Annotated in this window: 22 protein-coding genes, 12 tRNA genes and 3 rRNA genes; 31 read left to right on the top strand and 6 right to left on the bottom strand. The window is 35.8% G+C overall.

The features are described from left to right. Window positions 1-146 precede the first annotated feature (146 nt). Window positions 147-428: a hypothetical protein gene (locus ISP08_RS04735; protein ID WP_048793240.1), complete on the bottom strand. Its 282-nt coding sequence runs from the start codon at window positions 426-428 to the stop codon at window positions 147-149. A 6-nt stretch (window positions 429-434) separates the two neighbouring features. Further along, complete coding sequence (locus ISP08_RS04740; protein WP_048793239.1) at window positions 435-899, bottom strand: low molecular weight protein-tyrosine-phosphatase; 465 nt, start codon at window positions 897-899, stop codon at window positions 435-437. Window positions 900-1,031: 132 nt separating this feature from the next. On the opposite strand from ISP08_RS04740, the gene ISP08_RS04745 reads away from it, so the two are divergent. From ISP08_RS04745 to ISP08_RS04755, 3 genes are read left to right on the top strand one after another with little or no spacing between them, the layout of a single operon-like run. Beyond that, on the top strand, window positions 1,032-1,235 hold the full coding sequence (locus ISP08_RS04745; protein ID WP_048793238.1) for a DUF1128 family protein: 204 nt from the start codon (window positions 1,032-1,034) through the stop codon (window positions 1,233-1,235). A 12-nt stretch (window positions 1,236-1,247) separates the two neighbouring features. Further along, window positions 1,248-2,486, top strand: a complete 1,239-nt coding sequence (locus tag ISP08_RS04750; protein WP_195719459.1) for an aminopeptidase — start codon at window positions 1,248-1,250, stop codon at window positions 2,484-2,486. Between the two features lie 30 nt (window positions 2,487-2,516). Continuing rightward, complete coding sequence (locus ISP08_RS04755; RefSeq protein WP_229294192.1) at window positions 2,517-3,038, top strand: acyl-CoA thioesterase; 522 nt, start codon at window positions 2,517-2,519, stop codon at window positions 3,036-3,038. 70 nt (window positions 3,039-3,108) lie between these two features. On the opposite strand, the gene yfkAB is transcribed toward ISP08_RS04755, so the two are convergent. Continuing rightward, window positions 3,109-4,260, bottom strand: coding sequence for a radical SAM/CxCxxxxC motif protein YfkAB (gene yfkAB / locus ISP08_RS04760; protein WP_195719458.1), 1,152 nt, complete (start codon window positions 4,258-4,260; stop codon window positions 3,109-3,111). Between the two features lie 248 nt (window positions 4,261-4,508). Here yfkAB and ISP08_RS04765 point away from each other — a divergent pair, with 248 nt between their 5' ends. From ISP08_RS04765 to ISP08_RS04795, 7 genes are all read left to right on the top strand, one after another. Next, window positions 4,509-4,670, top strand: coding sequence for an SE1561 family protein (locus tag ISP08_RS04765; protein ID WP_152906104.1), 162 nt, complete (start codon window positions 4,509-4,511; stop codon window positions 4,668-4,670). An 85-nt stretch (window positions 4,671-4,755) separates the two neighbouring features. After that, window positions 4,756-5,271 carry a type 1 glutamine amidotransferase domain-containing protein gene (locus ISP08_RS04770; RefSeq protein WP_195719457.1) on the top strand — a complete coding sequence of 172 codons (516 nt, stop codon included), beginning with the start codon at window positions 4,756-4,758 and terminating at the stop codon, window positions 5,269-5,271. Between the two features lie 327 nt (window positions 5,272-5,598). After that, complete coding sequence (gene sgtB, locus ISP08_RS04775) at window positions 5,599-6,411, top strand: monofunctional peptidoglycan glycosyltransferase SgtB (RefSeq protein WP_195719456.1); 813 nt, start codon at window positions 5,599-5,601, stop codon at window positions 6,409-6,411. A gap of 193 nt (window positions 6,412-6,604) precedes the next feature. Continuing rightward, entirely contained in the window at window positions 6,605-7,423 is an 819-nt protein-coding gene (gene recX / locus ISP08_RS04780; protein WP_195719455.1) for a recombination regulator RecX, read from the top strand. After that, on the top strand, window positions 7,401-7,715 hold the full coding sequence (locus tag ISP08_RS04785) for a YfhH family protein (RefSeq protein ID WP_048793231.1): 315 nt from the start codon (window positions 7,401-7,403) through the stop codon (window positions 7,713-7,715). Before recX ends, ISP08_RS04785 begins: the two co-directional genes overlap by 23 nt. A gap of 15 nt (window positions 7,716-7,730) precedes the next feature. Next, entirely contained in the window at window positions 7,731-9,263 is a 1,533-nt protein-coding gene (locus ISP08_RS04790) for an ATP-binding cassette domain-containing protein (RefSeq protein WP_195719454.1), read from the top strand. A 9-nt stretch (window positions 9,264-9,272) separates the two neighbouring features. After that, window positions 9,273-10,100, top strand: a complete 828-nt coding sequence (locus ISP08_RS04795) for a sugar ABC transporter permease (RefSeq protein ID WP_195719453.1) — start codon at window positions 9,273-9,275, stop codon at window positions 10,098-10,100. A gap of 47 nt (window positions 10,101-10,147) precedes the next feature. Here the strand turns inward: ISP08_RS04795 and ISP08_RS04800 are convergent, their stop codons facing one another. Further along, on the bottom strand, window positions 10,148-11,125 hold the full coding sequence (locus tag ISP08_RS04800) for a metal-dependent hydrolase (RefSeq protein ID WP_195719452.1): 978 nt from the start codon (window positions 11,123-11,125) through the stop codon (window positions 10,148-10,150). Between the two features lie 131 nt (window positions 11,126-11,256). Here ISP08_RS04800 and mutY point away from each other — a divergent pair, with 131 nt between their 5' ends. The 3 genes from mutY to ISP08_RS04815 all read left to right on the top strand — a co-directional run bounded on the left by mutY (window position 11,257) and on the right by ISP08_RS04815 (window position 14,856). Further along, window positions 11,257-12,300, top strand: a complete 1,044-nt coding sequence (gene mutY / locus ISP08_RS04805; protein WP_195719451.1) for an A/G-specific adenine glycosylase — start codon at window positions 11,257-11,259, stop codon at window positions 12,298-12,300. 70 nt (window positions 12,301-12,370) lie between these two features. Next, window positions 12,371-12,913: a nucleoside tri-diphosphate phosphatase gene (gene ntdP, locus ISP08_RS04810; protein ID WP_048793226.1), complete on the top strand. Its 543-nt coding sequence runs from the start codon at window positions 12,371-12,373 to the stop codon at window positions 12,911-12,913. Between the two features lie 206 nt (window positions 12,914-13,119). Then, entirely contained in the window at window positions 13,120-14,856 is a 1,737-nt protein-coding gene (locus tag ISP08_RS04815; RefSeq protein WP_195719450.1) for an ABC transporter ATP-binding protein, read from the top strand. Between the two features lie 40 nt (window positions 14,857-14,896). On the opposite strand, the gene ISP08_RS04820 is transcribed toward ISP08_RS04815, so the two are convergent. Further along, a complete protein-coding gene (locus ISP08_RS04820; protein ID WP_048793224.1) occupies window positions 14,897-15,991 on the bottom strand; it encodes an FUSC family protein in 1,095 nt (364 codons plus the stop codon). A 76-nt stretch (window positions 15,992-16,067) separates the two neighbouring features. Continuing rightward, entirely contained in the window at window positions 16,068-17,357 is a 1,290-nt protein-coding gene (locus ISP08_RS04825) for a glutamate-1-semialdehyde 2,1-aminomutase (protein ID WP_195719449.1), read from the bottom strand. An 80-nt stretch (window positions 17,358-17,437) separates the two neighbouring features. Here ISP08_RS04825 and bcp point away from each other — a divergent pair, with 80 nt between their 5' ends. From bcp to ISP08_RS04915, 18 genes are all read left to right on the top strand, one after another. Next, complete coding sequence (bcp, locus tag ISP08_RS04830) at window positions 17,438-17,893, top strand: thioredoxin-dependent thiol peroxidase (RefSeq protein ID WP_048793222.1); 456 nt, start codon at window positions 17,438-17,440, stop codon at window positions 17,891-17,893. 4 nt (window positions 17,894-17,897) lie between these two features. Then, window positions 17,898-18,845, top strand: a complete 948-nt coding sequence (locus ISP08_RS04835; protein WP_195719448.1) for a phosphoglycerate dehydrogenase — start codon at window positions 17,898-17,900, stop codon at window positions 18,843-18,845. A gap of 95 nt (window positions 18,846-18,940) precedes the next feature. Further along, window positions 18,941-19,396: a peroxide-responsive transcriptional repressor PerR gene (gene perR / locus ISP08_RS04840; protein ID WP_048793220.1), complete on the top strand. Its 456-nt coding sequence runs from the start codon at window positions 18,941-18,943 to the stop codon at window positions 19,394-19,396. 523 nt (window positions 19,397-19,919) lie between these two features. Next, a 16S ribosomal RNA gene (locus tag ISP08_RS04845) occupies window positions 19,920-21,471 on the top strand. Window positions 21,472-21,570: 99 nt separating this feature from the next. Next, window positions 21,571-21,647: transfer RNA gene (locus ISP08_RS04850), tRNA-Ile, on the top strand. A 24-nt stretch (window positions 21,648-21,671) separates the two neighbouring features. Beyond that, a tRNA-Ala gene (locus ISP08_RS04855) sits at window positions 21,672-21,747 on the top strand. 310 nt (window positions 21,748-22,057) lie between these two features. Beyond that, window positions 22,058-24,980: ribosomal RNA gene (locus ISP08_RS04860) — 23S ribosomal RNA — on the top strand. A 75-nt stretch (window positions 24,981-25,055) separates the two neighbouring features. Next, window positions 25,056-25,170 (top strand): 5S ribosomal RNA (gene rrf, locus ISP08_RS04865). The 16S, 23S and 5S rRNA genes sit together here with 12 tRNA genes alongside, the layout of an rRNA operon. 10 nt (window positions 25,171-25,180) lie before the next feature. Further along, window positions 25,181-25,256: transfer RNA gene (locus ISP08_RS04870), tRNA-Val, on the top strand. A gap of 21 nt (window positions 25,257-25,277) precedes the next feature. Next, window positions 25,278-25,353 (top strand) — tRNA-Thr (locus ISP08_RS04875). Window positions 25,354-25,358: 5 nt separating this feature from the next. Next, window positions 25,359-25,434, top strand: a tRNA-Lys gene (locus ISP08_RS04880). Between the two features lie 6 nt (window positions 25,435-25,440). Continuing rightward, a tRNA-Leu gene (locus ISP08_RS04885) sits at window positions 25,441-25,522 on the top strand. Window positions 25,523-25,525: 3 nt separating this feature from the next. Continuing rightward, a tRNA-Gly gene (locus tag ISP08_RS04890) sits at window positions 25,526-25,600 on the top strand. A gap of 14 nt (window positions 25,601-25,614) precedes the next feature. Further along, window positions 25,615-25,703: transfer RNA gene (locus tag ISP08_RS04895), tRNA-Leu, on the top strand. Window positions 25,704-25,718: 15 nt separating this feature from the next. Continuing rightward, window positions 25,719-25,792 (top strand) — tRNA-Arg (locus tag ISP08_RS04900). 13 nt (window positions 25,793-25,805) lie between these two features. After that, a tRNA-Pro gene (locus ISP08_RS04905) sits at window positions 25,806-25,879 on the top strand. 15 nt (window positions 25,880-25,894) lie between these two features. After that, window positions 25,895-25,970, top strand: a tRNA-Ala gene (locus ISP08_RS04910). Window positions 25,971-25,987: 17 nt separating this feature from the next. Beyond that, window positions 25,988-26,061: transfer RNA gene (locus tag ISP08_RS04915), tRNA-Met, on the top strand. The last annotated feature ends 16 nt before the right edge of the window (window positions 26,062-26,077 follow it).

Consider the following 26,077-nt stretch of genomic DNA (forward strand, 5'->3'; position numbering starts at 1 on the left):
TTATGACGGTTAATATGTATATGATAAGAGCTGAAATCTTTAATCATATAATAAAACGTTACCACTTAAATAGTTATTTATGTGGTAACGTCAGTTACTATTATGTCTAAATATCAATTAGGCATAGATTGATAAAATATAGTCAATTAGTTTAAGCGTTTGTTTTTACGTTCTACAAAAGTATCTTTAGCATCTTTTAACGAACGTTCTAATTCAGGATTGTTATTTCTAATTTCTTCGACAGCATCTTTCCAATAAAGGACTTCATCTTTTACTTTACTGATTACTGAAGGTTCGTTAGAACGTTTTCCTTCTTTAGCATCTTGGATTGATTGTTTTAAAGATTGACGCGTTGATTTATCAGCTAATGTTGCTGCTCCGCCGATAAACGCACCAATTAAAATTCCTGGTATTAATTTATTATTCATTGTGAGTTACCCCTCTCTTAAGTTAGCGTCTTTAACGATATAATCAATTAAATTATCACACGCAGATTGTACCATTTCAAATACACCTTCAAAATTATTAGTGTAGTATGGGTCTGGCACATCCGTTTCTTCCATATTACTAAATTCTAGTAATTTGAACAACTGTCCTTGGATATTAGGGTTGATTCTTTTGATGTCATCTACATTATTTTGGTCCATAGCAATAATGTAATCAAAGTCGTCGTTGTGTGTAAATAATTCACTTATCATTCCATCAACTGAAATATTTTGGCTTGCTAAAATTTGTTGAGTCCCTTCATGAGGTGGCTCACCTAAATTCCATTTACCCGTTCCACGAGATTTTACTCGTACGCCTTCGATATTTCTGTCCTTTAACCTTTGCCTCATAATGGCTTCTGCCATCGGTGAGCGACAAATATTGCCTAAACAGACAAATGCAACTGTAACCATATATTTCCCTCCATAGAATTACTTCTCATTATTATTTTAGCTGTTTTTAATGTATTTCTAAAGTCCTAATATACCAATAATTTTACAAGGTGCTATATTTTGATAAAATAAATTGAAAAAGAGGTGAAATAAATGGCATCAAATAATGAACAAATGATATCAGAAATAAGAGAAAGATTAAATTTAGTAAATCAAAGTGTAATTGAACCTGCTCAATTTAAAGATGCAGATGAAAATGAAGTGAAAGAGATACATTCATATGTAACTTCTAAATCATCGTTTACACCAAGCGAAGCAACAGCAATCGCTGATGCACTTGGTCAAATTAGAAAATAGGGAGTGAATTTAATGTCTGACTTACAGAATAAATTACAACAATATGCACGATTACTTGTTGAAGTGGGGATGAATGTTCAAGAAGGTCAACCAGTTTATATTCGTTCAAGTGTAGACGCTGTTGAATTGACACGATACATAGTTGAAGCTGCTTATCAGCGTGGTGCTTCTGACGTGAAGGTGAACTATAGCGACGAAAAATTAACACGACTTAAGTTTGAATACGAATCTGTAGAACACTTCGAAAATAATGAAGTTAAATCTTATGAAGTTGAAGCAAGAAAAGATTATGTTAATAGAAATGCCGCTAATTTAGCATTAATTACTCAAGACCCAGAGTTGTTAAATGGTATTGATGAGAATAAAATATCTACCTTCCAATTAAAAAACTCTCAAGCATTAAAAGGTGTAATGGAAGCAACACAAAAAAATGAATATCCTTGGGTTGTTGCAGCCTATCCATCTAGAACTTGGGCTCAAAAAGTTTATCCTGATTTATCTGAAGATGAAGCATATGAAAAACTTATTGATGAAGTATTAAATATTGTTAGAGTAGACGGTAATGACCCAGTCGAAAACTGGAAACAGCATGTTGCAGAATTAAGTAAACATGCGGAACGATTACAAGAAAAAGAATATAGTGCATTGCGATACGAATCTGAAGGCACAGATTTAACTATTGGACTTCCTAAAGGTCATTTATGGGTTGATGCGACAAGCTACACAAGTAAAGGACAAGCTTTTGTTGCTAATATTCCAACTGAAGAAGTTTTTACTGCCCCAGATCGCAACCGAGTAGATGGTTATGTAACGAATAAATTGCCACTTAGCCATAATGGTAATATTATCGATGGCTTTACGTTAACTTTCAAAGATGGCGCAGTCGTTGATTATAAAGCGGAAAAAGGTGAAGATGTGTTACGTAACTTATTAGAGACTGATGAGGGAGCTAAAAGATTAGGAGAAGTCGCATTAGTACCAGATGATTCTCCAATTTCTAATAGAAACACGATTTTTTATAATACGTTGTTTGATGAAAATGCTTCTTGCCACATCGCATTAGGTTCAGCTTATGGCTTCAATATTGAAAATGGTACTGAAATGAGCACTGAAGAAAAAATAGCTAGTGGTTTAAATGATTCTTTAGTCCACGTTGATTTCATGATAGGTAGTAATGACTTAACTATTTATGGAGTGAAAGAAAATGGTGAAGAAGAACTCGTTTTCGAAAACGGTAACTGGGCTAAGTAAAATAAATAGTTAGTACAAGGGGATATATTTATGGAATCTAGAAAAAGTAAAGCGATGTCCGCCGCTAAAAGTATTAAAGCGAGACAAGTTTTTCCACAAGATACAAACCATTTAAATACAATGTTCGGTGGTACTTTAATGGCTAATGTAGATGAAATCGCTGCTATATGTGCAATGAAGCATTCAAATACGACAGTAGTTACAGCTTCTACCGATTCAGTTGATTTTTTACAACCCATTAAATCGGGAGACATTTTATCGTATGAGGCGATGGTATCACATGCTGGTACAACATCGATGGAAGTTTGCGTACAAATTATTATTGAAGATGTGATAAAAGAAGAAAAACAATTAGCCGCATTAAGCTTTTTAACATTTGTTGCATTGGATAAAGAGGGCAAACCTACAACTATACCTAGTGTGTACCCTGAAACACCGACTGAAACATGGTTCCATGAAACTGCGCCGGCAAGAGTGAATAGACGCAAAGAACGAAGAGTAGAAAGTAAACAATCTATCGAATTTCTAGCTAGTGCACGTAATAAAGAATAAATTAATAGCGAATGATATTCGTGGGGAATGTCAAACTAAAAAAGCCGAGACTTTTAAAGTCTCGGCTTTTTTAGTTTGTTTGATAAATGCGATGCATCATTTTTTCTTTCTCTTTAAAGTCGGTATGAGGATAATACATATTTTTAACTAACACGTTAGGACCTAAACAATTAAATTCAGCACAATGACAATTTAGCGATTGAGCTAATGAAGAATTTATCCATTGATTAAAGACATCTGGCAATTTATCGGTTTTAATATTTGAAATCGTGCCATTTTCATCACCGAAATCAGTTACAATCACGTTTCCTGTAAAGACATTAACGTTAAGCCTATTACGTCCATCTGGGTCATTACGCGTCGTGACATTTTTAGCATTTCTTAAGCGTTGAAGTAAAGCTTGATCATCTTCATCATTTAAACAAGGATAGATAGGTAATGTGCCAAATAACATCCAAATATCTTCATCCCTTATATCAAGTAAATGGTTGATAGCATGTTTCATGTCTTGTAAAGATAATACATTAAGTTGACTAGCAAAATCTGCAGGGTACATCGGGTGTATTTCATGACGACTACAATGCATATCTTTAACAACTTCGTTATGTATTTTATCTAAATGTGGTAATGTGCTTTGGTTTAACATTGTTTCAGCTGAAACAAACATGCCTTGTTTTGATAAAGTTGAAGCATTATCTAACATTTGCTCATATAATTTTAGTTTGGCTTTGAGCGGTGGTTGTTTTGTCATAGCACCAAAGCCCACATCCGTAAACTCTTCTATTGTTCCCCAATTATGCGAAATATGCATGACATCGATATATTCAGCTATATCCAAATAACGGTCTTGAGGCAACGTTAAATTAGAATTCATTTGGACGTATATACCGCGATCGTATGCGTATTTTAATAATGGCTTGACGACTTGTTTAATTGATTTTTTTGAGAACATAGGCTCTCCGCCAGTAATAGATAATGTTTTTAAATCCGGTATTTCATCTAATCTACGATAAATTAAATCCATAGGTAACGGTTCTGGGTCTTGTGTTTGAAGGGTATAACCAACTGCACAATGACTACAACGCATATTACACAAATTTGTAGTTGTGAATTCAATATTACTTAACGTTAATTGGTTATGCATATTAATATCGTTATACGGCTCCCATGGGTCATTAGAAATATCAATAGGACATTTCTTATTGATAGAGTATGTAGACATTTAAATCCTTCTTTCTTTATATTTAATGGGTTAATAGTGTGCTGAGATTACACTTTGTACTTAAGATTAACAGTTGTTTATTGGTATGAAAATTGGGCATAAAATAGTATACATTAATAAAACGAGATATTTTATGCACTTTAGATTGATTCAACAGTAAAATATACTCTTAATATTATTAAGAGTATATCTTTATTTGTCAAACACATGTTAGTATATATTTATTAGTGATAAAGGAGTAATTAAACATGGATGAAAATCAAACAATTGATCAAATTAAAGCAAGACTTGAAAAATTTATGGAAGATATTGACCACGTTAATCCTAATGAAGTTAAGGTTGAAGACATTGATGAGTGGATTGGTTTATTAGATCAACTTGAAGAGAAAGTAAAATCAGTATCAAATTAATAAAAATAAACGACAATATTACGTTTAAAACTCTTTTTACTTGGTAATAAAATGAATATCATACAAATGAGAAAGGTGATTATTAATGGCTAAAAAAATAGCAGTCCTTTTAACAAATGAATTTGAAGATATTGAATATACAAGCCCTAAAGAGGCAATTGAAGAGTCAGGTAACGAAGTAGTAGTTATTGGCGACACTGCGAATAGCGAAGTTGTTGGTAAACATGGTGAAAAAGTTACCGTAGACGTAAGCATTGCAGATGCAAAACCTGAAGATTATGATGGCTTATTACTTCCTGGTGGATTTTCACCTGACCACCTAAGAGGTGACGAAGAAGGAAGATATGGTACTTTCGCTAAATACTTTACTAAAAATGATGTACCTACATTCGCAATTTGCCATGGACCTCAAATTTTAATCGATACAGATGATTTAAAAGGGCGTACGTTAACTGCAGTATTAAACGTACGTAAAGATTTATCAAATGCTGGTGCACAAGTCGTTGACGAATCAGTAGTAGTTGATAAAAATATCGTAACTAGCCGTACACCAGATGATTTAGATGACTTCAATAAAGCAATTGTTAATCAACTTAAATAAGTCTAGAAATATCAAAAGTTGATATTTTATAAATAAGAAAGCAACCGAAATTAGCAAATTTCGGTTGCTTTTTTCTATGATGAAATACTAATATATCCCAAGTATTGTGCATAAATACAAGGAGAGATAAGTGAAAAAATTTAAGTACATGTGTATTATATTTTTAGTCATTATAACTTTATAAAAATGTTCTTTAAGTTTTTCTACATTTATAGTCAGGTATATTTATACACCCTTGGACTGATTTTTTAAAATTAGTATAGCTAAAGATGTAAAGTATTGGTAAACTCACTTATAATAGAGTGAGATGAATAAAGGAGACCGCGCATGAAAAGAAGCGAACGGAATAAAAATAGTATGAAGCGTTCAAGACAACCAGTTTCTAATACGCCATACCATAACACTTATTATGAACCCGTAAATAAAAAGAAGAAAAAGAAAAAAAGTAATAGTTTGTTTTTAACATTAACATTCACAATATTAATCATCATAGGTATTTTTATTGGCGTTATGTATGCATTATCGTTAAATTCCAATGTGGATGATCTAAAGTCTATTAAAGATAAAGATAGTTACGTTTCAGTAACAGATATGCCCAATTATACAAGAGGGGCATTTATAGCATTAGAAGATGAAAGGTTTTATAAGCATAAAGGATTTGATTTAAAAGGTACTTCAAGAGCTTTATTTTCAACGTTAAGTGATCGAAGCATTCAAGGTGGTAGTACAATTACGCAACAAGTCGTTAAAAACTATTATTTTGATAATGAGAGAAGTATAACAAGAAAGTTTAAAGAATTATTTATCGCACATCGTGTAGAACAAACTTATGATAAAGACCAAATATTAAGTTTCTACGTCAATAATATTTTTTATGGTAATAATGAATACACAGTAGAAAGTGCTGCAAATCATTATTTTGGTACAACGACAAATACTAATAACCAAAACCTACCAAGGATAACAGTGCTACAAAGTGCTATGTTAGCAAGTAAAATAAATGCGCCAAGCGTTTATGATATAAATGATATGTCAGATAATTTTAAAAATAGAGTGAAAGTTACTTTAGAAAAAATGAAACAACAGGATTATATTTCAAATAATCAATATCAAGAAGCGTTACAACAACTTGGTGTTTAATAAAAAATAGATTTGATAAGTGTTACTGAAGAGAGGCTTTTCCTACTTTTTAGTAACACTTTTTTATTTTGCAATTAGCCGTATCTTTTTAATGTTTATAGCCATCAAAGTACTTATGTTAATAAATCTTTTATAGTACAATTATTCTAAATCACTACAATTTAAGGTATGCTAATATAGTGGAGTGAAATCAATGCCAAAGATAACTAAAATAGAAGTTCAGAAAAAAAATAAAGAACGATTTAATTTATACTTAGACGAACAATTTGAAATGGGCATAGATATTGATACTTTTGTTCATTTTAATTTGAAAAAAGATCAAGTTTTAGAACCGTCTGATATGGAGCAAATTCAGAAATACGAGCAATATCGACAAGCATTAAATAAAACGATTCAATATATTTCATATCGCAAACGCACTGAACAAGAAATCGTTAAATATTTACAAGATAATGAATTTACCGAAGCGGTCATCGCCGATGTGATTGATTATTGTTACAAAGAGAAATTGATTGATCATGTTGATTATGCAGAAAGTCTTAAAAATACGATGATACAGACTACAGACAAAGGCCCCGAAGTTTACAAACAAAAACTATACCAATTAGGTATAGAACAAGATATTATTGAACGCTACACAGAAAAATTCAAACAACAACAATCCATTGAACAAATAACAAAAACAGCTGAAAAAATATTACGACAGAAAAAAGGTCCAATTATTAAACAACAGGATAAATTGAAGCAATCATTATTACAAAAAGGGTATACTTTCGATGTCATAAATGAAGTTATGAAAAGTATGGATTTTTCACAATCTGACGATGAATTAGACCAATTATTGCAAGCGGATTTAGAAAAAGTTTATAATAAAAATCGACGTAAATATGAGGGTCGTACTGTTGTAATGAAAACCATAGAAGCACTTATGAGAAAAGGTCATAACTATGATAAAATTAAAGACAAATTAGAAGAGAGTGGAATTTCAGATGGAACAGAAGAAATTGAGTGAAATGAGCGAACAAGAGTTACGCCATGAAATTCAAATATATAAAGAAAAAATGAGAAAAGCAGAGATGAATGGCATATTAAATGAATATGATGTTTATCAAAGTAAAGTTATTGTCGCAGAAAGTTATATCGTAGATCGCTCAAAAATTGAAATGGGTAAAATATACAAATTAGCAGATGGCTCAGATGACTATTTTAAAGTAGAAAGATTGAAAGGGATTTTTGCATGGGGGTTCCGTATAAATAGCTCACAACCAGAAGAAGGTTTACCTCTGGCATTATTAAAATTGTAGAAGGATGACGATAGTATGGGCAGTGCAATTATTTTAAAGTTACTTAACGTGACACATTACTATAGAACAAAACAAAATAAAAAATGGTATTTGCCCTTTAATTATGGTGCAGATGATATAGAACTAAACAATATTAGTCTTCATATATATCAAGGTGAAGCATTAGGTATCATTGGTGAATCGCAATCATCAAAAGCATTGGTGGGAAGGATACTTAGTGGGGAAGTAAAGCCGGATAAAGGTAAACGTATAAGTAAGACTGACATATTTTATGCAGATGTTACTGATAAGGCGCTTATACAAGAAAATGTGGGCAACTTTATTAAGCATCGTATCACTATGTTTCATAATAAAGATTCGGCAGTAACGACTTCAAGTATTCTCGAACAGGCTCAATTGAAAGAAAAAGAACAAACTAAAGTTGCAGATTTAGCTGAAGAAGAATATGCACAATTGCTATTTACTTTATCACGATTTTCTAAAGCAAATATCTTAATTTATAATCAAATCTTAAACTATCTAAATGAAGAATTTGTTAATAAGGCCATTGAACTAGCAGATGAATACATAAACAATAACCAAACGATAGTAATGATTGATGATGATATTAGCAAGATTCAAAAGGCAAGCAATTATATTGCGTGGATTTCGCATGGTCAATTAAGAAAAGAAGGTTCAATCAATCAAGTTATTCCTATATTTAAAGACCATGAAAAAGATAGAAATACACTAGAAACTGTTGAAGAACAAGAACATTTTGATGTCGATTGGAAAAAGAGCCGTTCAAAAATCCCTGAGTTGACATACAACTTTAAACGTATAGAAAGATATAAACATGCCAAAGCACCAGCTATTATAGGACGCTTTTGGGCACTATTACTTACACTTGTTTTTGGTGCAATTATATTGGCTTTATTTATGTTTAATGATTTAGGGAAGTTACAACTAGCCCAAAATGTAGACCAAGCGAACATTCAAAACAAACAAACAAATCCATACGAAGACAAATTAGCTTATGGTATTGTTTTAAACAATAAAATTCAATTAGATGGTCTCAAGCACAAAGCTCATTTAAACTTAAAGCAATATTCATTTGTGACAATTACGGGTGAAAATAATAATAATTACCGTATTGTCGTCGATGGTAAAGCATATAAAACTGCTAAAAGTAATGTACGTTACTTTGAACCTGCAGGTCTTTTTGAACAACATAGTGGCAAAAAATTGGCGCCTTATATGCAGCATAATTATATAAATTATTATGAATACTTTAATAGTAATTTACACAAAAAGCATGATAAAGTAACGGATACATTAGTGCCTGAAACTGGTAAAGATAATCGTTTTGTAGTTCCAATTACGTCACAACCTATTTCGATGATTTTTAATGACAGTAATGAATTAACAGGTTTTGTTTACCCAATGAAAAAAGAAGATAAGTTGAAAAAAGAATTTGATATAAACGGTAATTTTTGGATAGCTAAATCAGGAGATGGATACTACATGGCTGATTTTAAAAATAATAAATGGATATATATAGAATTGTAGGTGTGAAGAATGATAGATAATTTAATTTACTTATTTAAAAATTTTCCAAAATTAATTCAACATTCATTTGCACATTTGAAGTCGCTGTGGAAATGGTTAGCGGCACCAATCATTGCCAGTTTGTTACTATTAGTTATTATGATTTTGGTGTTTCAATTTAATAAGACACCAGACTTAGTCCAAGCGCGATGGTATATTAGATTGGTATCGTTCATTTCATTTGGCTTTTTATTTACTGGTATTTATGTGATATATCAACGTTACTATGACAGCTATTACACAGGTAAAATGTTCAATACACCTGTGTTAATTGACACCGTTTGTATTACGTTCAGTTACGTTGTAGCCTTATTTATAATCTTACTCATCTGTATTTTTAGTACGCCAGTAAATATAGTAAGTTCTATATTTGCTACGCTTTATTACGTTATTATGTTAGGTATATTAATGGTTTTAATTGGTAAATTACTTGGACAGATGACGATACTCAAGCTGCAAGTGAGAAATATTTTTATAGGGTTAGCAATAATCGTATTGTTATTATTACCTATAATTTATATACCATCGTCCGAAACATCTGTTTTCACACATTTATTAATGTTAAATCCTATATTTTACGTAGTCCAAGGATTATCTCAATCAGTCGTATTTGGTGCTTTGAGTTTAAATAATATTCCGTATCATCTATATTTCTTTTGTATCTTAGGTATTATAGGCGTAATCCTTTTTGCATTAAAAAGAAAAGTTACGTATTCAAAATATAATATAACTACCCAATCGACAGTAGAAAATGATAAAGAAGAGACACAACAAAATAATCAAATAGTAGAACAGTAAAAATAAAGCCACTTTAGTCATATAACTAAAGTGGCTTTTATACGTGATTATTTAGCAAATAATTTTTTTTGTAGTTTTTCTTCGCTGAATACCCAACCGATGTATGAGTGATCAATAAGCATATCTTTATCTAAATGAACAATAGCCACAAATGAGTAATGACCATTTTTTAAATAACGTAAATCAATTAATCTAATTTCCATTGCTCCGTCATCAAGCTTTTGCGCTTTCCATCTATAGATAGAAGAGAAGTTTAAAAATGTTTTGATATTTTTATCATTTTCGACGTAATGCATTAATTCATCGCTTGGTAGGGAATGATGTTCAGATTTATCACTAAATACTACGTTTCTACCATAGCTTCTACCCACATAATCATGGTTTTCAGTTTGTATAGCAACGCGCCACTCCATAAATTTCATCGTAGGAGCAACAAAGATTTTAACTGGTTTATGAGATTGCTTTATTTGTCTTAATGCAGTTTCTTTGATAATCTTTTGCATCTTAAACCTAATAACATAATATATAAATAATATTATGAAGATTGGGAAGAAAACGACGTATGGGTGTAATCCAAAAATCCATAAGGCGATGCCGATACACCATAATATAAATATGATAGGATCGAATGTGTTGATAACACTAAGTTGTATCCACTTATTTGTTATGGGTCTTAAAGCCTGTGTACCATATGAATTAAAAATATCGACAAAGACATGTAAAAATACGGCTAACTGTGCCCACATCCATATATGGGTAACATCTAAATGTTTAAAGAAAGTAAATATAATTAAAGTTATTAATAATGGCCATAATATTGTAAAAGGTATTGAATGAGTAATACCTCTATGATTTGATATATAAGTGGCATTATCTTTTAATTTAAAAACAGTATCACTATCCGGTATCAATGAACCCACCACTAATGTTGAAGCGGTCGCAACAAATGAGGCCGACATTGCAGGGTCTTGCGTTGCGAGAGCAGTTAAACCTATCCCCATAACGATATGTGTTCCTGTATCCATAAAAGTCACTCATTTCGTGTCTGATTTAATTTTATTATATACTATTGTTAATGTTTACCACTATTAAAAATAACAGATTTATAGAATTATCGAAAATCTGACGATTAGAATAAAGAAAGTGTTGTGTATGAATGTACAAAAAAGAGAATTTTAAGGACAACCTATTACGTTGGTTTAACGTTGAACAACGTGAAATGCCTTGGAGAGAAACGAAAAATCCATATTACATTTGGTTAAGTGAAATTATGTTACAACAAACTCAAGTTGCAACAGTGATAGATTATTATTTAAGATTTATAGAACGTTTCCCTACAATTGAATCTTTAAATAATGCTCAAGAAGATGAAGTGTTAAAACTATGGGAAGGATTAGGCTATTATAGTAGGGCACGTAATTTTCATACAGCTATTAAAGATGTTTACCAAAATCATAATAGTATAGTCCCTAGTGAACCTGAACAGTTTGGTAACTTAAAAGGTGTAGGACCGTATACAAAGGCTGCGGTTATGAGTATTGCATTTAATAAACCATTAGCAACTGTTGACGGCAATGTGTTTAGAGTATGGTCGCGCTTAAATAATGATGACAGGGATACTAAGCTACAATCCACTAGAAAAGCATTTGAGCAAGAATTGCAACCCTATGTTGAATCGCAAGCTGGTGATTTTAATCAGGCAATGATGGAACTTGGAGCGATGATATGTACGCCGAAATCTCCTTTATGTCTGTTTTGCCCAGTACAAGATAATTGTGAAGCATTTGAAAAAGGTACGGTAAATGATTTACCGGTCAAAACTACAAAGGTTTCCAAAAAAATAATCAAACAACATGTTTATATCGTCAAAAATAATAAAAATGAATATCTTATCGAACAACGAACGGAGAAATTATTAAATAATATGTGGGAATTTCCTATGTATGAAGCAACAAGCAAAAAGAACATTAATACAGAACTAGAAATGAATATTTCATTTTCAGATAAGCCCGTATACAAATTAAAACATCAGTTTACCCATTTACAATGGGATATAGAGGTTTATATGGCTAATGAAGCAATTGATAAACAACAGGTTGAGTTGCCAGAACGCATGCAGTGGATGAACTTTAAAGATAAAGAACAATATAATTTTCCTGTAAGTATGACAAAGATTTATAAATTTTTAAAAGAACATTGATAAATTCGGAGATACGCAAGGACTTATGTTATAATCAGAAATGTGAAATTAAGATAAGGTGGTGTGGAGCATGGTTAAAGAGTCCATACCTAAAGAAGGTCAGACGATAAAAATACAAAGTTATAAACACGATGGTAATATACACCGTGTTTGGTCTGAAACTACTATATTAAAAGGTACGGATCATGTGATAATTGGTGGCAACGATCATACTTTAGTTACAGAAAGTGATGGTCGCACTTGGATTACTCGTGAACCAGCAATTGTCTATTTTCATTCGGAATTTTGGTTTAACGTAATTTGCATGTTTAGAGAAGATGGCGTTTATTATTATTGCAATTTATCTTCACCTTTTGTTTGCGATGAAGAAGCGCTAAAATATATCGATTATGATTTAGATATTAAAGTTTATCCAAATGGAAAATATCATTTATTAGATGAAGATGAATATGAGCAACATATGAATCAAATGAATTATTCATCAGATATCGATAAGATTTTACGCCGTAACGTCGATATCTTACAGCAATGGATTGAGCAAAAAAAGGGACCTTTTGCTCCAGACTTTATAAAGGTTTGGCGTGAACGTTACAAGAAAGTAAGAAATTATTAAGCATAATTAATGTATTAAATCTTAATATCCTTTATAGTGTTTTATGGGTTTATTAATTTTACAAAACAAAGTTTGATATAATCTTTTTGTTTATTAAAATTTACAAAGCTAAACTTATAGCACTATAAATTTAGAATCAGCCTAGTTGAGTTATTCAACTGAGGCTTTTTCATTTGTTACGTAATTATAAAGGGGGAGAATGTCACATGATTCGCAGATATTTAACTTTTGTGAAACCATATAAATGGCGAATCATTGCTACTATTTTAATAGGTATTCTAAAATTTGGTATTCCAATGTTGATACCGTTACTTATTAAATACGTGATTGACTATGTTATCAACAACTCTGCAATCACGAATGATGAGAAATTCATGCGCTTGGGCATAGCTATGGGCATAGCGATATTTATCTTTGTCATTGTTAGACCACCAATCGAGTATTTAAGACAGTATTTAGCGCAATGGACAAGTAACAAAATATTATATGATATTAGAAAGCAATTATATAATCATCTACAAGCATTAAGTGCACGTTTTTATGCCAACAACCAAGTAGGGCAAGTTATTTCAAGAGTTATTAATGACGTTGAGCAAACTAAAGATTTTATTTTAACCGGATTGATGAATATTTGGTTGGACTGTGTAACTATTATTATTGCACTATCAATTATGTTTGTATTGGACTTTAAATTAACGCTTGCAGCAGTATTTATATTCCCATTCTATATATTAACTGTTTATTTCTTCTTTGGTCGTTTGAGAAAATTGACTCGTAAAAGATCTCAAGCATTAGCAGAAGTTCAAGGCTTTTTACATGAACGTGTACAGGGTATGTCTGTGATAAAAAGTTTTGCAATAGAAGATAATGAAGCGGAAAATTTCGATAAGCGCAATAAACACTTCTTAAATAGAGCATTTAAACATACAAGATGGAATGCTAATTCGTTTGCAGCTATTAATACTGTTACGGATATCGGACCACTTATTGTTATTGGTGTTGGTGCTTATTTAGCCATTACCGGTTCAATAACTGTAGGTACTTTAGCAGCTTTCGTTGGCTATTTAGAACAACTATTTGGTCCATTAAGAAGATTGGTTTCGTCATTTACAACTTTAACGCAAAGTTTTGCGTCTATGGACCGTGTCTTTCAATTAATGGATGAAGACTATGATATTAAAAATAAAAAAGGTGCACAGCCAATAGAAATTAAACGTGGTAATATAAGTTTAAATAATGTAAGTTTCAAATATAACTCTGATGAAGAAAAAGTATTGAAGGATATTAATTTAGATATAAACCAAGGACAAACTGTTGCCTTTGTTGGTATGAGTGGGGGAGGTAAATCCACACTTATCAACTTAATTCCACGTTTTTATGATGCAACGGAAGGTTCTATTGATATAGATGGAACTAACATTAAACATTACTTAACAGGAAGTTTAAGAAACCAAATTGGCTTAGTGCAACAAGATAATATTTTATTCTCAGATACTATTAAAGAAAATATATTACTTGGCAGACCTGACGCAACAGATGAAGAAGTAATAGAAGCGGCTAAAATGGCAAATGCGCACGACTTTATTATGAATTTATCCGAAGGTTATGATACCGAGGTTGGTGAACGTGGTGTTAAATTATCGGGTGGACAAAAACAACGTGTTTCTATCGCTCGAATTTTCCTAAATAACCCACCAATAATAATTTTAGATGAAGCTACAAGTGCGCTTGATTTAGAAAGTGAAGCAATTATACAAGATGCATTGAATGTATTAAGTGAAAATAGAACTACATTAATTGTAGCTCATAGACTTTCTACTATTACACATGCCGATAAAATTGTTGTAATGCAAAATGGTGAAATTGTAGAGACGGGCACACATAAAGAATTAATCGCTAAACGTGGTGCATACGAACATCTTTATAAAATTCAAGACCTATAGAAAAAAGACTTCGATTTATTATAAATCGAAGTCTTTTTATTTATAAATCGAAATCTTCTTCTAGCAATTCAAGCTTATTGTCATCTTGATGATATGAGAAGAAACTAATACGTAGTCTATCTAAATGACGTAAAGTATAGCGATATTCTTCAATGGCTGAAATGATTTGCATGATGTTTGCGTAAGAATATTCTGTTTGATAAGGATTTTGAATTAACTCTTTTTGGAAAGCGTCCATTAAGTCTTTCTTTTGTGGATTATCTACCGTAGTATCATCAAAATCGACATCATACTTTGCTTTCTTAGATAAACTTATAAATATTTGTTCATGAAATGCTGTTAATGAATCGATATCTAATTTAATTTGTAATAATAATTCATTATTTAAACTGTGTAAGTCGTTTTGGTAACGATTCATACGTTTTAATACCGCATAAGCTTGTCGCGTGACGAGCACAATCTCTTTGAACAGTATCTTTTTACGATTTTGAGCGTAGAGTTGCTTTTTGGTAAAAGGTCGTTCCTCTTCGTAATACTCATATATTTGTTCAAGTTTTAATACACGCTTGCTGATTAACCCTCTATCTTCTTTTATTTGATGATATTCAGAGGTGTCATTTAATACTAATTTAAACCACACGAATATATCGGTTGAAATATTGAGGGCATTGTAATATAGCTTGGACTCGAATTTCGGTGGTAAAAATATTAAGTTAACGATTGAGGAACTAAGTACCCCAATCATCACTAGTATAAATCTAAAAAATGCAGATACGTAAAAGTTACCGGTGTGCTGTCCCATAATGATCAATGCAGTTACACTAGCCAAAGTAGCTACATGGGCTAAATTAAATCTGAATAAAATAGCTATCAATAATATAACGGTAACACCCATAATGACAAAATGATTACCAAAAGCTGTAACCATTAAGACTGCCAAAACAGCACCTATTATATTCCCATTAGCTCGGTCAGCAATTGTTTTTATCGATCTGTAAACACTTGGTTGCATAGCAACAACAGCACTGACAGCAGCAATGGCTTTCAAACCTGCCTCTTTAGGTAAAAGAGAAGCGATAGCCAAAGCAAGTATAACTGCTATACCTGTTTTTATAACACGAGCTCCTAACTTCAAAAGTACCGCTCCTTCGGAGTATATTTAAATAAATCTATTATTATTGTTATACAATGATTAACAATAAAATTCAAGTTTATTTCATTTGGCTAAATGCATTATCGGCAGCTTCTAAAGTCGCGTCTATATCTTCTTCTGTGTGTTCAGTTGTTAAGAACCATGCTTCAAATTTAGAAGGGGCTAGGTTAATTCCTTGATGTAGCATTAATTTAAAGAATTTTGCAAAGGCTTCGCCATCTGAATTTTCAGCTTGATCGTAATGCGTTACTTTTTCATTCGTGAAATATAAAGTTAAAGCACCATAAACTCTATTAATCGTAGCTGTGATATTATGCTTTTCAATTAATTTTAATAAACCTTCTTCTAATCGTTGGCCTAATTTATCTAGTTGTTCATAAACACCGTCTTGTTCTAAAACTTCTAATAAAGCAATACCTGCTTTCATAGAAAGTGGATTACCTGCCATCGTACCTGCTTGATAGGCAGGGCCAAGTGGAGCAACGTGTTCCATAATATCTTGTCTGCCGCCATATCCACCAATTGGTAAACCACCACCGACAATTTTGCCGAAAGCTGTTAAATCTGGGTAAACCTTATATAAATCTTGGGCAGCACCATAATGGAAACGGAATGCTGTAATAACTTCATCATAGATTACTAATGTACCATTATCATGTGAGAGTTGGTTGACGCCTTCTAAGAAGCCTGGTTGTGGTTCAACCATACCGAAGTTACCAACAATTGGTTCGACTAAAACACATGCGATTTGATCTCCCCAATAATCAATTGCTTCTTTATAAGCTTCTAAGTCATTGTATGGTACAGTAATCACTTCTTGTGCAACACTTTCAGGGACACCGGCTGAATCAGGAGATCCCAATTGTGATGGACCACTTCCTGCTGCAACAAGTACTAAGTCAGAATGACCATGATATTGACCAGAAAATTTAATGATTTTATTTCTTTTAGTATAAGCACGTGCTACACGAATGGTAGTCATTACTGCTTCCGTACCTGAATTAACAAAACGGATTTTTTCTAATGAAGGAATTGCATCGCGTAATTTTTTGGCGAAATCAATTTCTAATCGAGTAGGTGTACCGTATAACACACCTTTAGCTGCTTGTTCCTGTATTGCTTTAGTGATGTGTGGATGAGCTTGACCAGTAATGATTGGACCATAAGCTTGTAGGTAATCTATATATTTATTACCATCTTCATCAAATAAGTAAGCGCCTTTACCTTCTTTCATCATAACTGGGGCTCCGCCGCCCACTGCTTTATAAGAACGGGAAGGTGAATTAACACCACCTAAAATATATTCATCAGAGAATTTTTGAAGTCTTTCGCTTTCTGTGAATTTCATGTCTATCAACCTCTTTTAATTTAATATTTTCAACTATTATCGTATCATAAAACTAACTATTAAAAGAAATAGGTGAGACAATGTTACAAAAAGGACAACAATTTCCAGACTTTAAATTAGAAAATCAAGATGGAACTACAATTTCAAAGCAAGATTTAGCAGGTAAAAAAGCGATATTATATTTTTATCCTCGTGATAACACGCCGACTTGTACTACAGAAGCTTGTGATTTTAGAGATAATATAGAAGCATTTAATGATTTAGATGTACAAGTCTTTGGTATAAGTGGAGATTCTAAAAAGAAACATCAAAATTTCAAGGCAAAGCATGATTTGAATTTTGATTTGTTAGTAGATGATGATTTTGAACTTTCAAAAGCTACAGGTGTATACCAATTGAAGAAATCATTTGGTAAAGAATCAATGGGTATTGTTAGAACTACTTTTGTTATAGATGAAAAAGGCGAAATTATAGATGTAATTGAGAAAGTTAAAGTGAAAACGCAGATAGAAGAATTAAAAAGCATACTGGGGTGAATGTATGAAGGCAGTAAGCTTAATAAGATTAGGTGAAAAAGAAGAAAGATTGAAAGAAGCTTTGCCTAATGTTGAATTTGTATTCACAAGTGGCATGGATGAAATTAATGATCAAGACAAACAAGATTTAGATATATTATTTGGCGTAGATAAATTAACAGAATCATTTTTAGAACAATGTCCTAATTTAAAATGGATAGCTTGGTATGCCACAGGTGTAGACAAATTACCATTAGCGTACTTACAACAAAGAAACATAATCCTAACAAATAATAGAGATGCACATGTAGTACAAATGTCCGAATTTATAATCGGTTATATATTAGCAGATTATAAAAATATGCGTACTTCATATAAAAACCAAGTAAATAGACATTATGATGGTAGATTGATAAGCAAAGATTTAAAAGGGCAAAGTATTCTATTTTTAGGAACAGGTAGTATAGCACAAAGTACTGCACAACTAGCTAATGCCTTTGGTGTTAAAATAATTGGTGTAAATACTACAGGTAAAGAAGTTAAATATTTTGATGAAACATATAATATAGAAGAACTTAAAAATATAATAGGTTCTGCAGATATTATTATTAATACATTGCCACAAACATCAAGTACGATACATCTATTAACTAAACAGCATTTTGAATTAATGAAGGATACTGCATTATTTATAAATGTAGGTCGTGGTTCTATAGTGAAGAATGATGTAATAATAGACGTGTTGAAAAATAATATAATAAGACATGCGTATTTAGATGTTTTTGAAAATGAACCTTTAACTGAAGATAGTGCATTTTATGATTTAAATAATATCTCTATAACAGCACATATTTCTGGTAACAATACTGAATTTAGTGATGTAGTAACTGATACATTTATCGAAAATTTGAAATCCTTTCTCAATAAGAATGAAGTAATTGAGAATAGAGTTGATACAAGTAAGGGTTATTAACCTTTATTGGTCTAATAATATTGACATTTTACTCTTGTAACAGTTATATTAGTATTAAGTAATAATAATTATTATATAGAAAGATGGTGAGGGAAATGAGTGCAGAAATGGAAAGCATTGAACATCAACTTGAAGATTCAATTGCTTCATTAAGAACAGCTGGCATTAGAATAACTCCGCAACGACAAGCTATTTTAAAATACTTAATAGCTGCAGAGTCGCATCCAACAGCTGACGAAATTTATCAAGCACTGTCACCAGATTTTCCTAATATAAGTGTTGCTACAATTTATAATAATTTACGTGTTTTTAAAGATAAAGGTATTGTAAAAGAATTAACTTATGGAGATTCATCAAGTAGATTCGATTTTAATACGCACAACCATTATCATGTGATTTGTGAAAACTGCGGCAAGATTGTTGACTTCCATTATCCACAATTAGATGAAGTAGAACAACTAGCTCAGCACGTAACTGAATTTAATGTATCACACCACCGCATGGAAATTTATGGTGTCTGTAAAGAGTGTCAAGATAAAGCACATGAATAAGATTTAAAGAGGGGAGAGTGATCCTCTCTTTTTTTATACATAAAATGCGTAATTAACGATAATATAATTACACAAAAATCACTTTTAATACATATAAACGACAATAGGTTAATGATTAAGTAAATATAAACTAAATTTATTCCATATTTTTATTGACGTTAATTTATAAACTTGATACTATATAAAAGTCGTCAAAACGAGCACCGAATAACGACTTAACTTTTCGAAAAGAAAATGTTTGTTAGTGTAAATTTGGTACTTGTATAACAGACAAATTCAATATAGAATTGTAAATGTTGAGTTAAGGACAAAACAAAATTTCTTAAAATAATTAATAAATTTAATATTGACTTAACGAAGTAATAATGTTACAATAATTTCTTGTAACGCAACAAATGAACATTGAAAACTGAATTGCAATATGTCAACGTTAATTCCAAACGCAACGATACAATCGTTGGTTTAAACGTGTTAGAGATAACACACAATTAGTATTTTATGAGCTAATCAAACATCATAATTTTTTATGGAGAGTTTGATCCTGGCTCAGGATGAACGCTGGCGGCGTGCCTAATACATGCAAGTCGAGCGAACAGATAAGGAGCTTGCTCCTTTGACGTTAGCGGCGGACGGGTGAGTAACACGTGGGTAACCTACCTATAAGACTGGAATAACTTCGGGAAACCGAAGCTAATGCCGGATAACATGTAGAACCGCATGGTTCTACAGTGAAAGATGGCCTTGCTATCACTTATAGATGGACCCGCGCCGTATTAGCTAGTTGGTAAGGTAACGGCTTACCAAGGCAACGATACGTAGCCGACCTGAGAGGGTGATCGGCCACACTGGAACTGAGACACGGTCCAGACTCCTACGGGAGGCAGCAGTAGGGAATCTTCCGCAATGGGCGAAAGCCTGACGGAGCAACGCCGCGTGAGTGATGAAGGTCTTCGGATCGTAAAGCTCTGTTATTAGGGAAGAACAAGTGCGTAAGTAACTGTGCGCACCTTGACGGTACCTAATCAGAAAGCCACGGCTAACTACGTGCCAGCAGCCGCGGTAATACGTAGGTGGCAAGCGTTATCCGGAATTATTGGGCGTAAAGCGCGCGTAGGCGGTTTCTTAAGTCTGATGTGAAAGCCCACGGCTCAACCGTGGAGGGTCATTGGAAACTGGGAGACTTGAGTGCAGAAGAGGAAAGTGGAATTCCATGTGTAGCGGTGAAATGCGCAGAGATATGGAGGAACACCAGTGGCGAAGGCGACTTTCTGGTCTGTAACTGACGCTGATGTGCGAAAGCGTGGGGATCAAACAGGATTAGATACCCTGGTAGTCCACGCCGTAAACGATGAGTGCTAAGTGTTAGGGGGTTTCCGCCCCTTAGTGCTGCAGCTAACGCATTAAGCACTCCGCCTGGGGAGTACGACCGCAAGGTTGAAACTCAAAGGAATTGACGGGGACCCGCACAAGCGGTGGAGCATGTGGTTTAATTCGAAGCAACGCGAAGAACCTTACCAAATCTTGACATCCTTTGACCACTCTGGAGACAGAGTTTTCCCCTTCGGGGGACAAAGTGACAGGTGGTGCATGGTTGTCGTCAGCTCGTGTCGTGAGATGTTGGGTTAAGTCCCGCAACGAGCGCAACCCTTAAGCTTAGTTGCCATCATTAAGTTGGGCACTCTAAGTTGACTGCCGGTGACAAACCGGAGGAAGGTGGGGATGACGTCAAATCATCATGCCCCTTATGATTTGGGCTACACACGTGCTACAATGGACAATACAAAGGGCAGCTAAACCGCGAGGTCATGCAAATCCCATAAAGTTGTTCTCAGTTCGGATTGTAGTCTGCAACTCGACTACATGAAGCTGGAATCGCTAGTAATCGTAGATCAGCATGCTACGGTGAATACGTTCCCGGGTCTTGTACACACCGCCCGTCACACCACGAGAGTTTGTAACACCCGAAGCCGGTGGAGTAACCATTATGGAGCTAGCCGTCGAAGGTGGGACAAATGATTGGGGTGAAGTCGTAACAAGGTAGCCGTATCGGAAGGTGCGGCTGGATCACCTCCTTTCTAAGGATATATTCGGAACATCTTCTACGAAGATGAAAGGAATAGCGTAGACATATTGTATTCAGTTTTGAATGCTCATAGAGCGTTCAACACGAGAATGGGCCTATAGCTCAGCTGGTTAGAGCGCACGCCTGATAAGCGTGAGGTCGGTGGTTCGAGTCCACTTAGGCCCACCATTATAGTTCCAACATCAAATATTTGGGGGCTTAGCTCAGATGGGAGAGCGCCTGCTTTGCACGCAGGAGGTCAGCGGTTCGATCCCGCTAGTCTCCACCATTTATTAAATTGTACATTGAAAACTAGATAAGTAAGTAAAATATAGATTTTACCAAGCAAAACCGAGTGAATTAGAGTTTTAAAAAGCTTGAATTCAAACTAAAATAATCGCTAGTGTTCGAAAGAACACTCACAGATTAATAACATTTTGGGTTTTGAGTTAGACATTGCATTTGATAGATGTTTTCAAAAGAAAACGTTTGTCAGTCAATGCGTTGTGAGGATGATTTAAGGCGTTTACTTCTGTAAACAACTGACAATCAGACGACACAACAAAGCAGAATGCGAGCGTTTGACTTAAAAACAAAAAGATTAAGTTATTAAGGGCGCACGGTGGATGCCTTGGCACTAGAAGCCGAAGAAGGACGTTACTAACGACGATATGCTTTGGGGAGCTGTAAGTAAGCTTTGATCCAGAGATTTCCGAATGGGGAAACCCAGCACGAGTCATGTCGTGTTATCAACATGTGAATACATAGCATGTTTGAAGGCATACCCGGAGAACTGAAACATCTTAGTACCCGGAGGAAGAGAAAGAAAAATCGATTCCCTGAGTAGCGGCGAGCGAAACGGGAACAGCCCAAACCAACAAGCTTGCTTGTTGGGGTTGTAGGACACTCTATACGGAGTTACAAAAGTTATTGTTAGACGAAGTATCTGGAAAGATACATCAAAGAAGGTAATAATCCTGTAGTCGAAAACGATAACCCTCTTGAGTGGATCCTGAGTACGACGGAGCACGTGAAATTCCGTCGGAATCTGGGAGGACCATCTCCCAAGGCTAAATACTCTCTAGTGACCGATAGTGAACCAGTACCGTGAGGGAAAGGTGAAAAGTACCCCGGAAGGGGAGTGAAAGAGAACTTGAAACCGTGTGCTTACAAGTAGTCAGAGCCCGTTAATGGGTGATGGCGTGCCTTTTGTAGAATGAACCGGCGAGTTACGATTTGATGCAAGGTTAAGCAGGAAATGTGGAGCCGTAGCGAAAGCGAGTCTGAATAGGGCGTTGAGTATTTGGTCGTAGACCCGAAACCAGGTGATCTACCCATGACCAGGTTGAAGTTCAGGTAACACTGAATGGAGGACCGAACCGACTTACGTTGAAAAGTGAGCGGATGAGTTGTGGGTAGCGGAGAAATTCCAATCGAACCTGGAGATAGCTGGTTCTCTCCGAAATAGCTTTAGGGCTAGCCTCAAGTGATGATTATTGGAGGTAGAGCACTGTTTGGACGAGGGGCCCTTCTCGGGTTACCGAATTCAGACAAACTCCGAATGCCAATCAATTTAACTTGGGAGTCAGAACATGGGTGATAAGGTCCGTGTTCGAAAGGGAAACAGCCCAGACCACCAGCTAAGGTCCCAAAATATATGTTAAGTGGAAAAGGATGTGGCGTTGCCCAGACAACTAGGATGTTGGCTTAGAAGCAGCCATCATTTAAAGAGTGCGTAATAGCTCACTAGTCGAGTGACACTGCGCCGAAAATGTACCGGGGCTAAACATATTACCGAAGCTGTGGATTGTCCGTAGGACAATGGTAGGAGAGCGTTCTAAGGGCGTTGAAGCATGATCGCAAGGACATGTGGAGCGCTTAGAAGTGAGAATGCCGGTGTGAGTAGCGAAAGACGGGTGAGAATCCCGTCCACCGATTGACTAAGGTTTCCAGAGGAAGGCTCGTCCGCTCTGGGTTAGTCGGGACCTAAGCTGAGGCCGATAGGCGTAGGCGATGGATAACAGGTTGATATTCCTGTACCACCTAAATTCGTTTTAAGCGATGGGGGGACGCAGTAGGATAGGCGAAGCGTGCTGTTGGAGTGCACGTCCAAGCAGTAAGACTGAGTGTTAGGCAAATCCGGCACTCATAAGGTCAAGCTGTGATGGGGAGAGGAAATTGTTTCCTCGAGTCGTTGATTTCACACTGCCAAGAAAAGCCTCTAGCTAGAATATTAGGTGCCCGTACCGCAAACCGACACAGGTAGTCAAGATGAGAATTCTAAGGTGAGCGAGCGAACTCTCGTTAAGGAACTCGGCAAAATGACCCCGTAACTTCGGGAGAAGGGGTGCTCTCTAGGGTTAACGCCCGGGAGAGCCGCAGTGAATAGGCCCAAGCGACTGTTTATCAAAAACACAGGTCTCTGCTAAACCGTAAGGTGATGTATAGGGGCTGACGCCTGCCCGGTGCTGGAAGGTTAAGAGGAGTGGTTAGCTTCTGCGAAGCTACGAATCGAAGCCCCAGTAAACGGCGGCCGTAACTATAACGGTCCTAAGGTAGCGAAATTCCTTGTCGGGTAAGTTCCGACCCGCACGAAAGGCGTAACGATTTGGGCACTGTCTCAACGAGAGACTCGGTGAAATCATAGTACCTGTGAAGATGCAGGTTACCCGCGACAGGACGGAAAGACCCCGTGGAGCTTTACTGCAGTCTGATATTGAAATTCGGCACAGTTTGTACAGGATAGGTAGGAGCCTTAGAAGCGTGAACGCTAGTTTACGTGGAGGCGTTGGTGGGATACTACCCTCGCTGTGTTGGATTTCTAACCCGCACCATTAATCATGGTGGGAGACAGTGTCAGATGGGCAGTTTGACTGGGGCGGTCGCCTCCTAAAGAGTAACGGAGGCGCTCAAAGGTTCCCTCAGAATGGTTGGAAATCATTCACAGAGTGTAAAGGCATAAGGGAGCTTGACTGCGAGACTTACAAGTCGAGCAGGGTCGAAAGACGGACTTAGTGATCCGGTGGTTCCGCATGGAAGGGCCATCGCTCAACGGATAAAAGCTACCCCGGGGATAACAGGCTTATCTCCCCCAAGAGTTCACATCGACGGGGAGGTTTGGCACCTCGATGTCGGCTCATCGCATCCTGGGGCTGTAGTCGGTCCCAAGGGTTGGGCTGTTCGCCCATTAAAGCGGTACGCGAGCTGGGTTCAGAACGTCGTGAGACAGTTCGGTCCCTATCCGTCGTGGGCGTAGGAAATTTGAGAGGAGCTGTCCTTAGTACGAGAGGACCGGGATGGACATACCTCTGGTGTACCAGTTGTCGTGCCAACGGCATCGCTGGGTAGCTATGTATGGACGGGATAAGTGCTGAAAGCATCTAAGCATGAAGCCCCCCTCAAGATGAGATTTCCCAACTTCGGTTATAAGATCCCTCAAAGATGATGAGGTTAATAGGTTCGAGGTGGAAGCATGGCGACATGTGGAGCTGACGAATACTAATCGATCGAAGACTTAATCAATTTTAAATGTTTTGATTGGTAAAATGATATTTACTTACTATCTAGTTTTGAATGTATAACTTTTATACATCATTGTCTGGTGACAATGGCAAGGAGGTCACACCTGTTCCCATGCCGAACACAGAAGTTAAGCTCCTTAGCGCCGATGGTAGTCGGATTTACATCCCGCTAGAGTAGGACGTTGCCAGGCAATTTATAAAGGAGAATTAGCTCAGCTGGGAGAGCATCTGCCTTACAAGCAGAGGGTCGGCGGTTCGAACCCGTCATTCTCCACCATTTTACTTAAATACATAATTAGCCGGCCTAGCTCAACTGGTAGAGCAACTGACTTGTAATCAGTAGGTTGGGGGTTCAAGTCCTCTGGCCGGCACCATGTAAGAGCCATTAGCTCAGTTGGTAGAGCATCTGACTTTTAATCAGAGGGTCAGAGGTTCGAATCCTCTATGGCTCACCATTACATGCGGGTGTGGCGGAATTGGCAGACGCACTAGACTTAGGATCTAGCGCCTTACGGCGTGGGGGTTCGACTCCCTTCACCCGCATTTGCAGAAGTAGTTCAGCGGTAGAATACGACCTTGCCAAGGTCGGGGTCGCGGGTTCGAATCCCGTCTTCTGCTCCATTTTATTTTTTTGTGCCGGGGTGGCGGAACTGGCAGACGCACAGGACTTAAAATCCTGCGGTAAGTAATTACCGTACCGGTTCGATTCCGGTCCTCGGCACCATCTTTTGTAAAATATGCGCCCGTAGCTCAATTGGATAGAGCGTTTGACTACGGATCAAGAGGCTATGGGTTCGACTCCTATCGGGCGCGTTTATATATTTTACGGGAAGTAGCTCAGCTTGGTAGAGCACTTGGTTTGGGACCAAGGGGTCGTAGGTTCGAATCCTGTCTTCCCGATTAAAATACCTATATGGGGGCTTAGCTCAGATGGGAGAGCGCCTGCTTTGCACGCAGGAGGTCAGCGGTTCGATCCCGCTAGTCTCCACCATATAAGACATATTTAACGGCGGTGTAGCTCAGCTGGCTAGAGCGTACGGTTCATACCCGTGAGGTCGGGGGTTCGATCCCCTCCACCGCCACTAAATTTTATTTTGA

Source organism: Staphylococcus lloydii (assembly GCF_015775975.1).
GTDB classification, from domain to species: Bacteria; Bacillota; Bacilli; order Staphylococcales; family Staphylococcaceae; genus Staphylococcus; species Staphylococcus lloydii.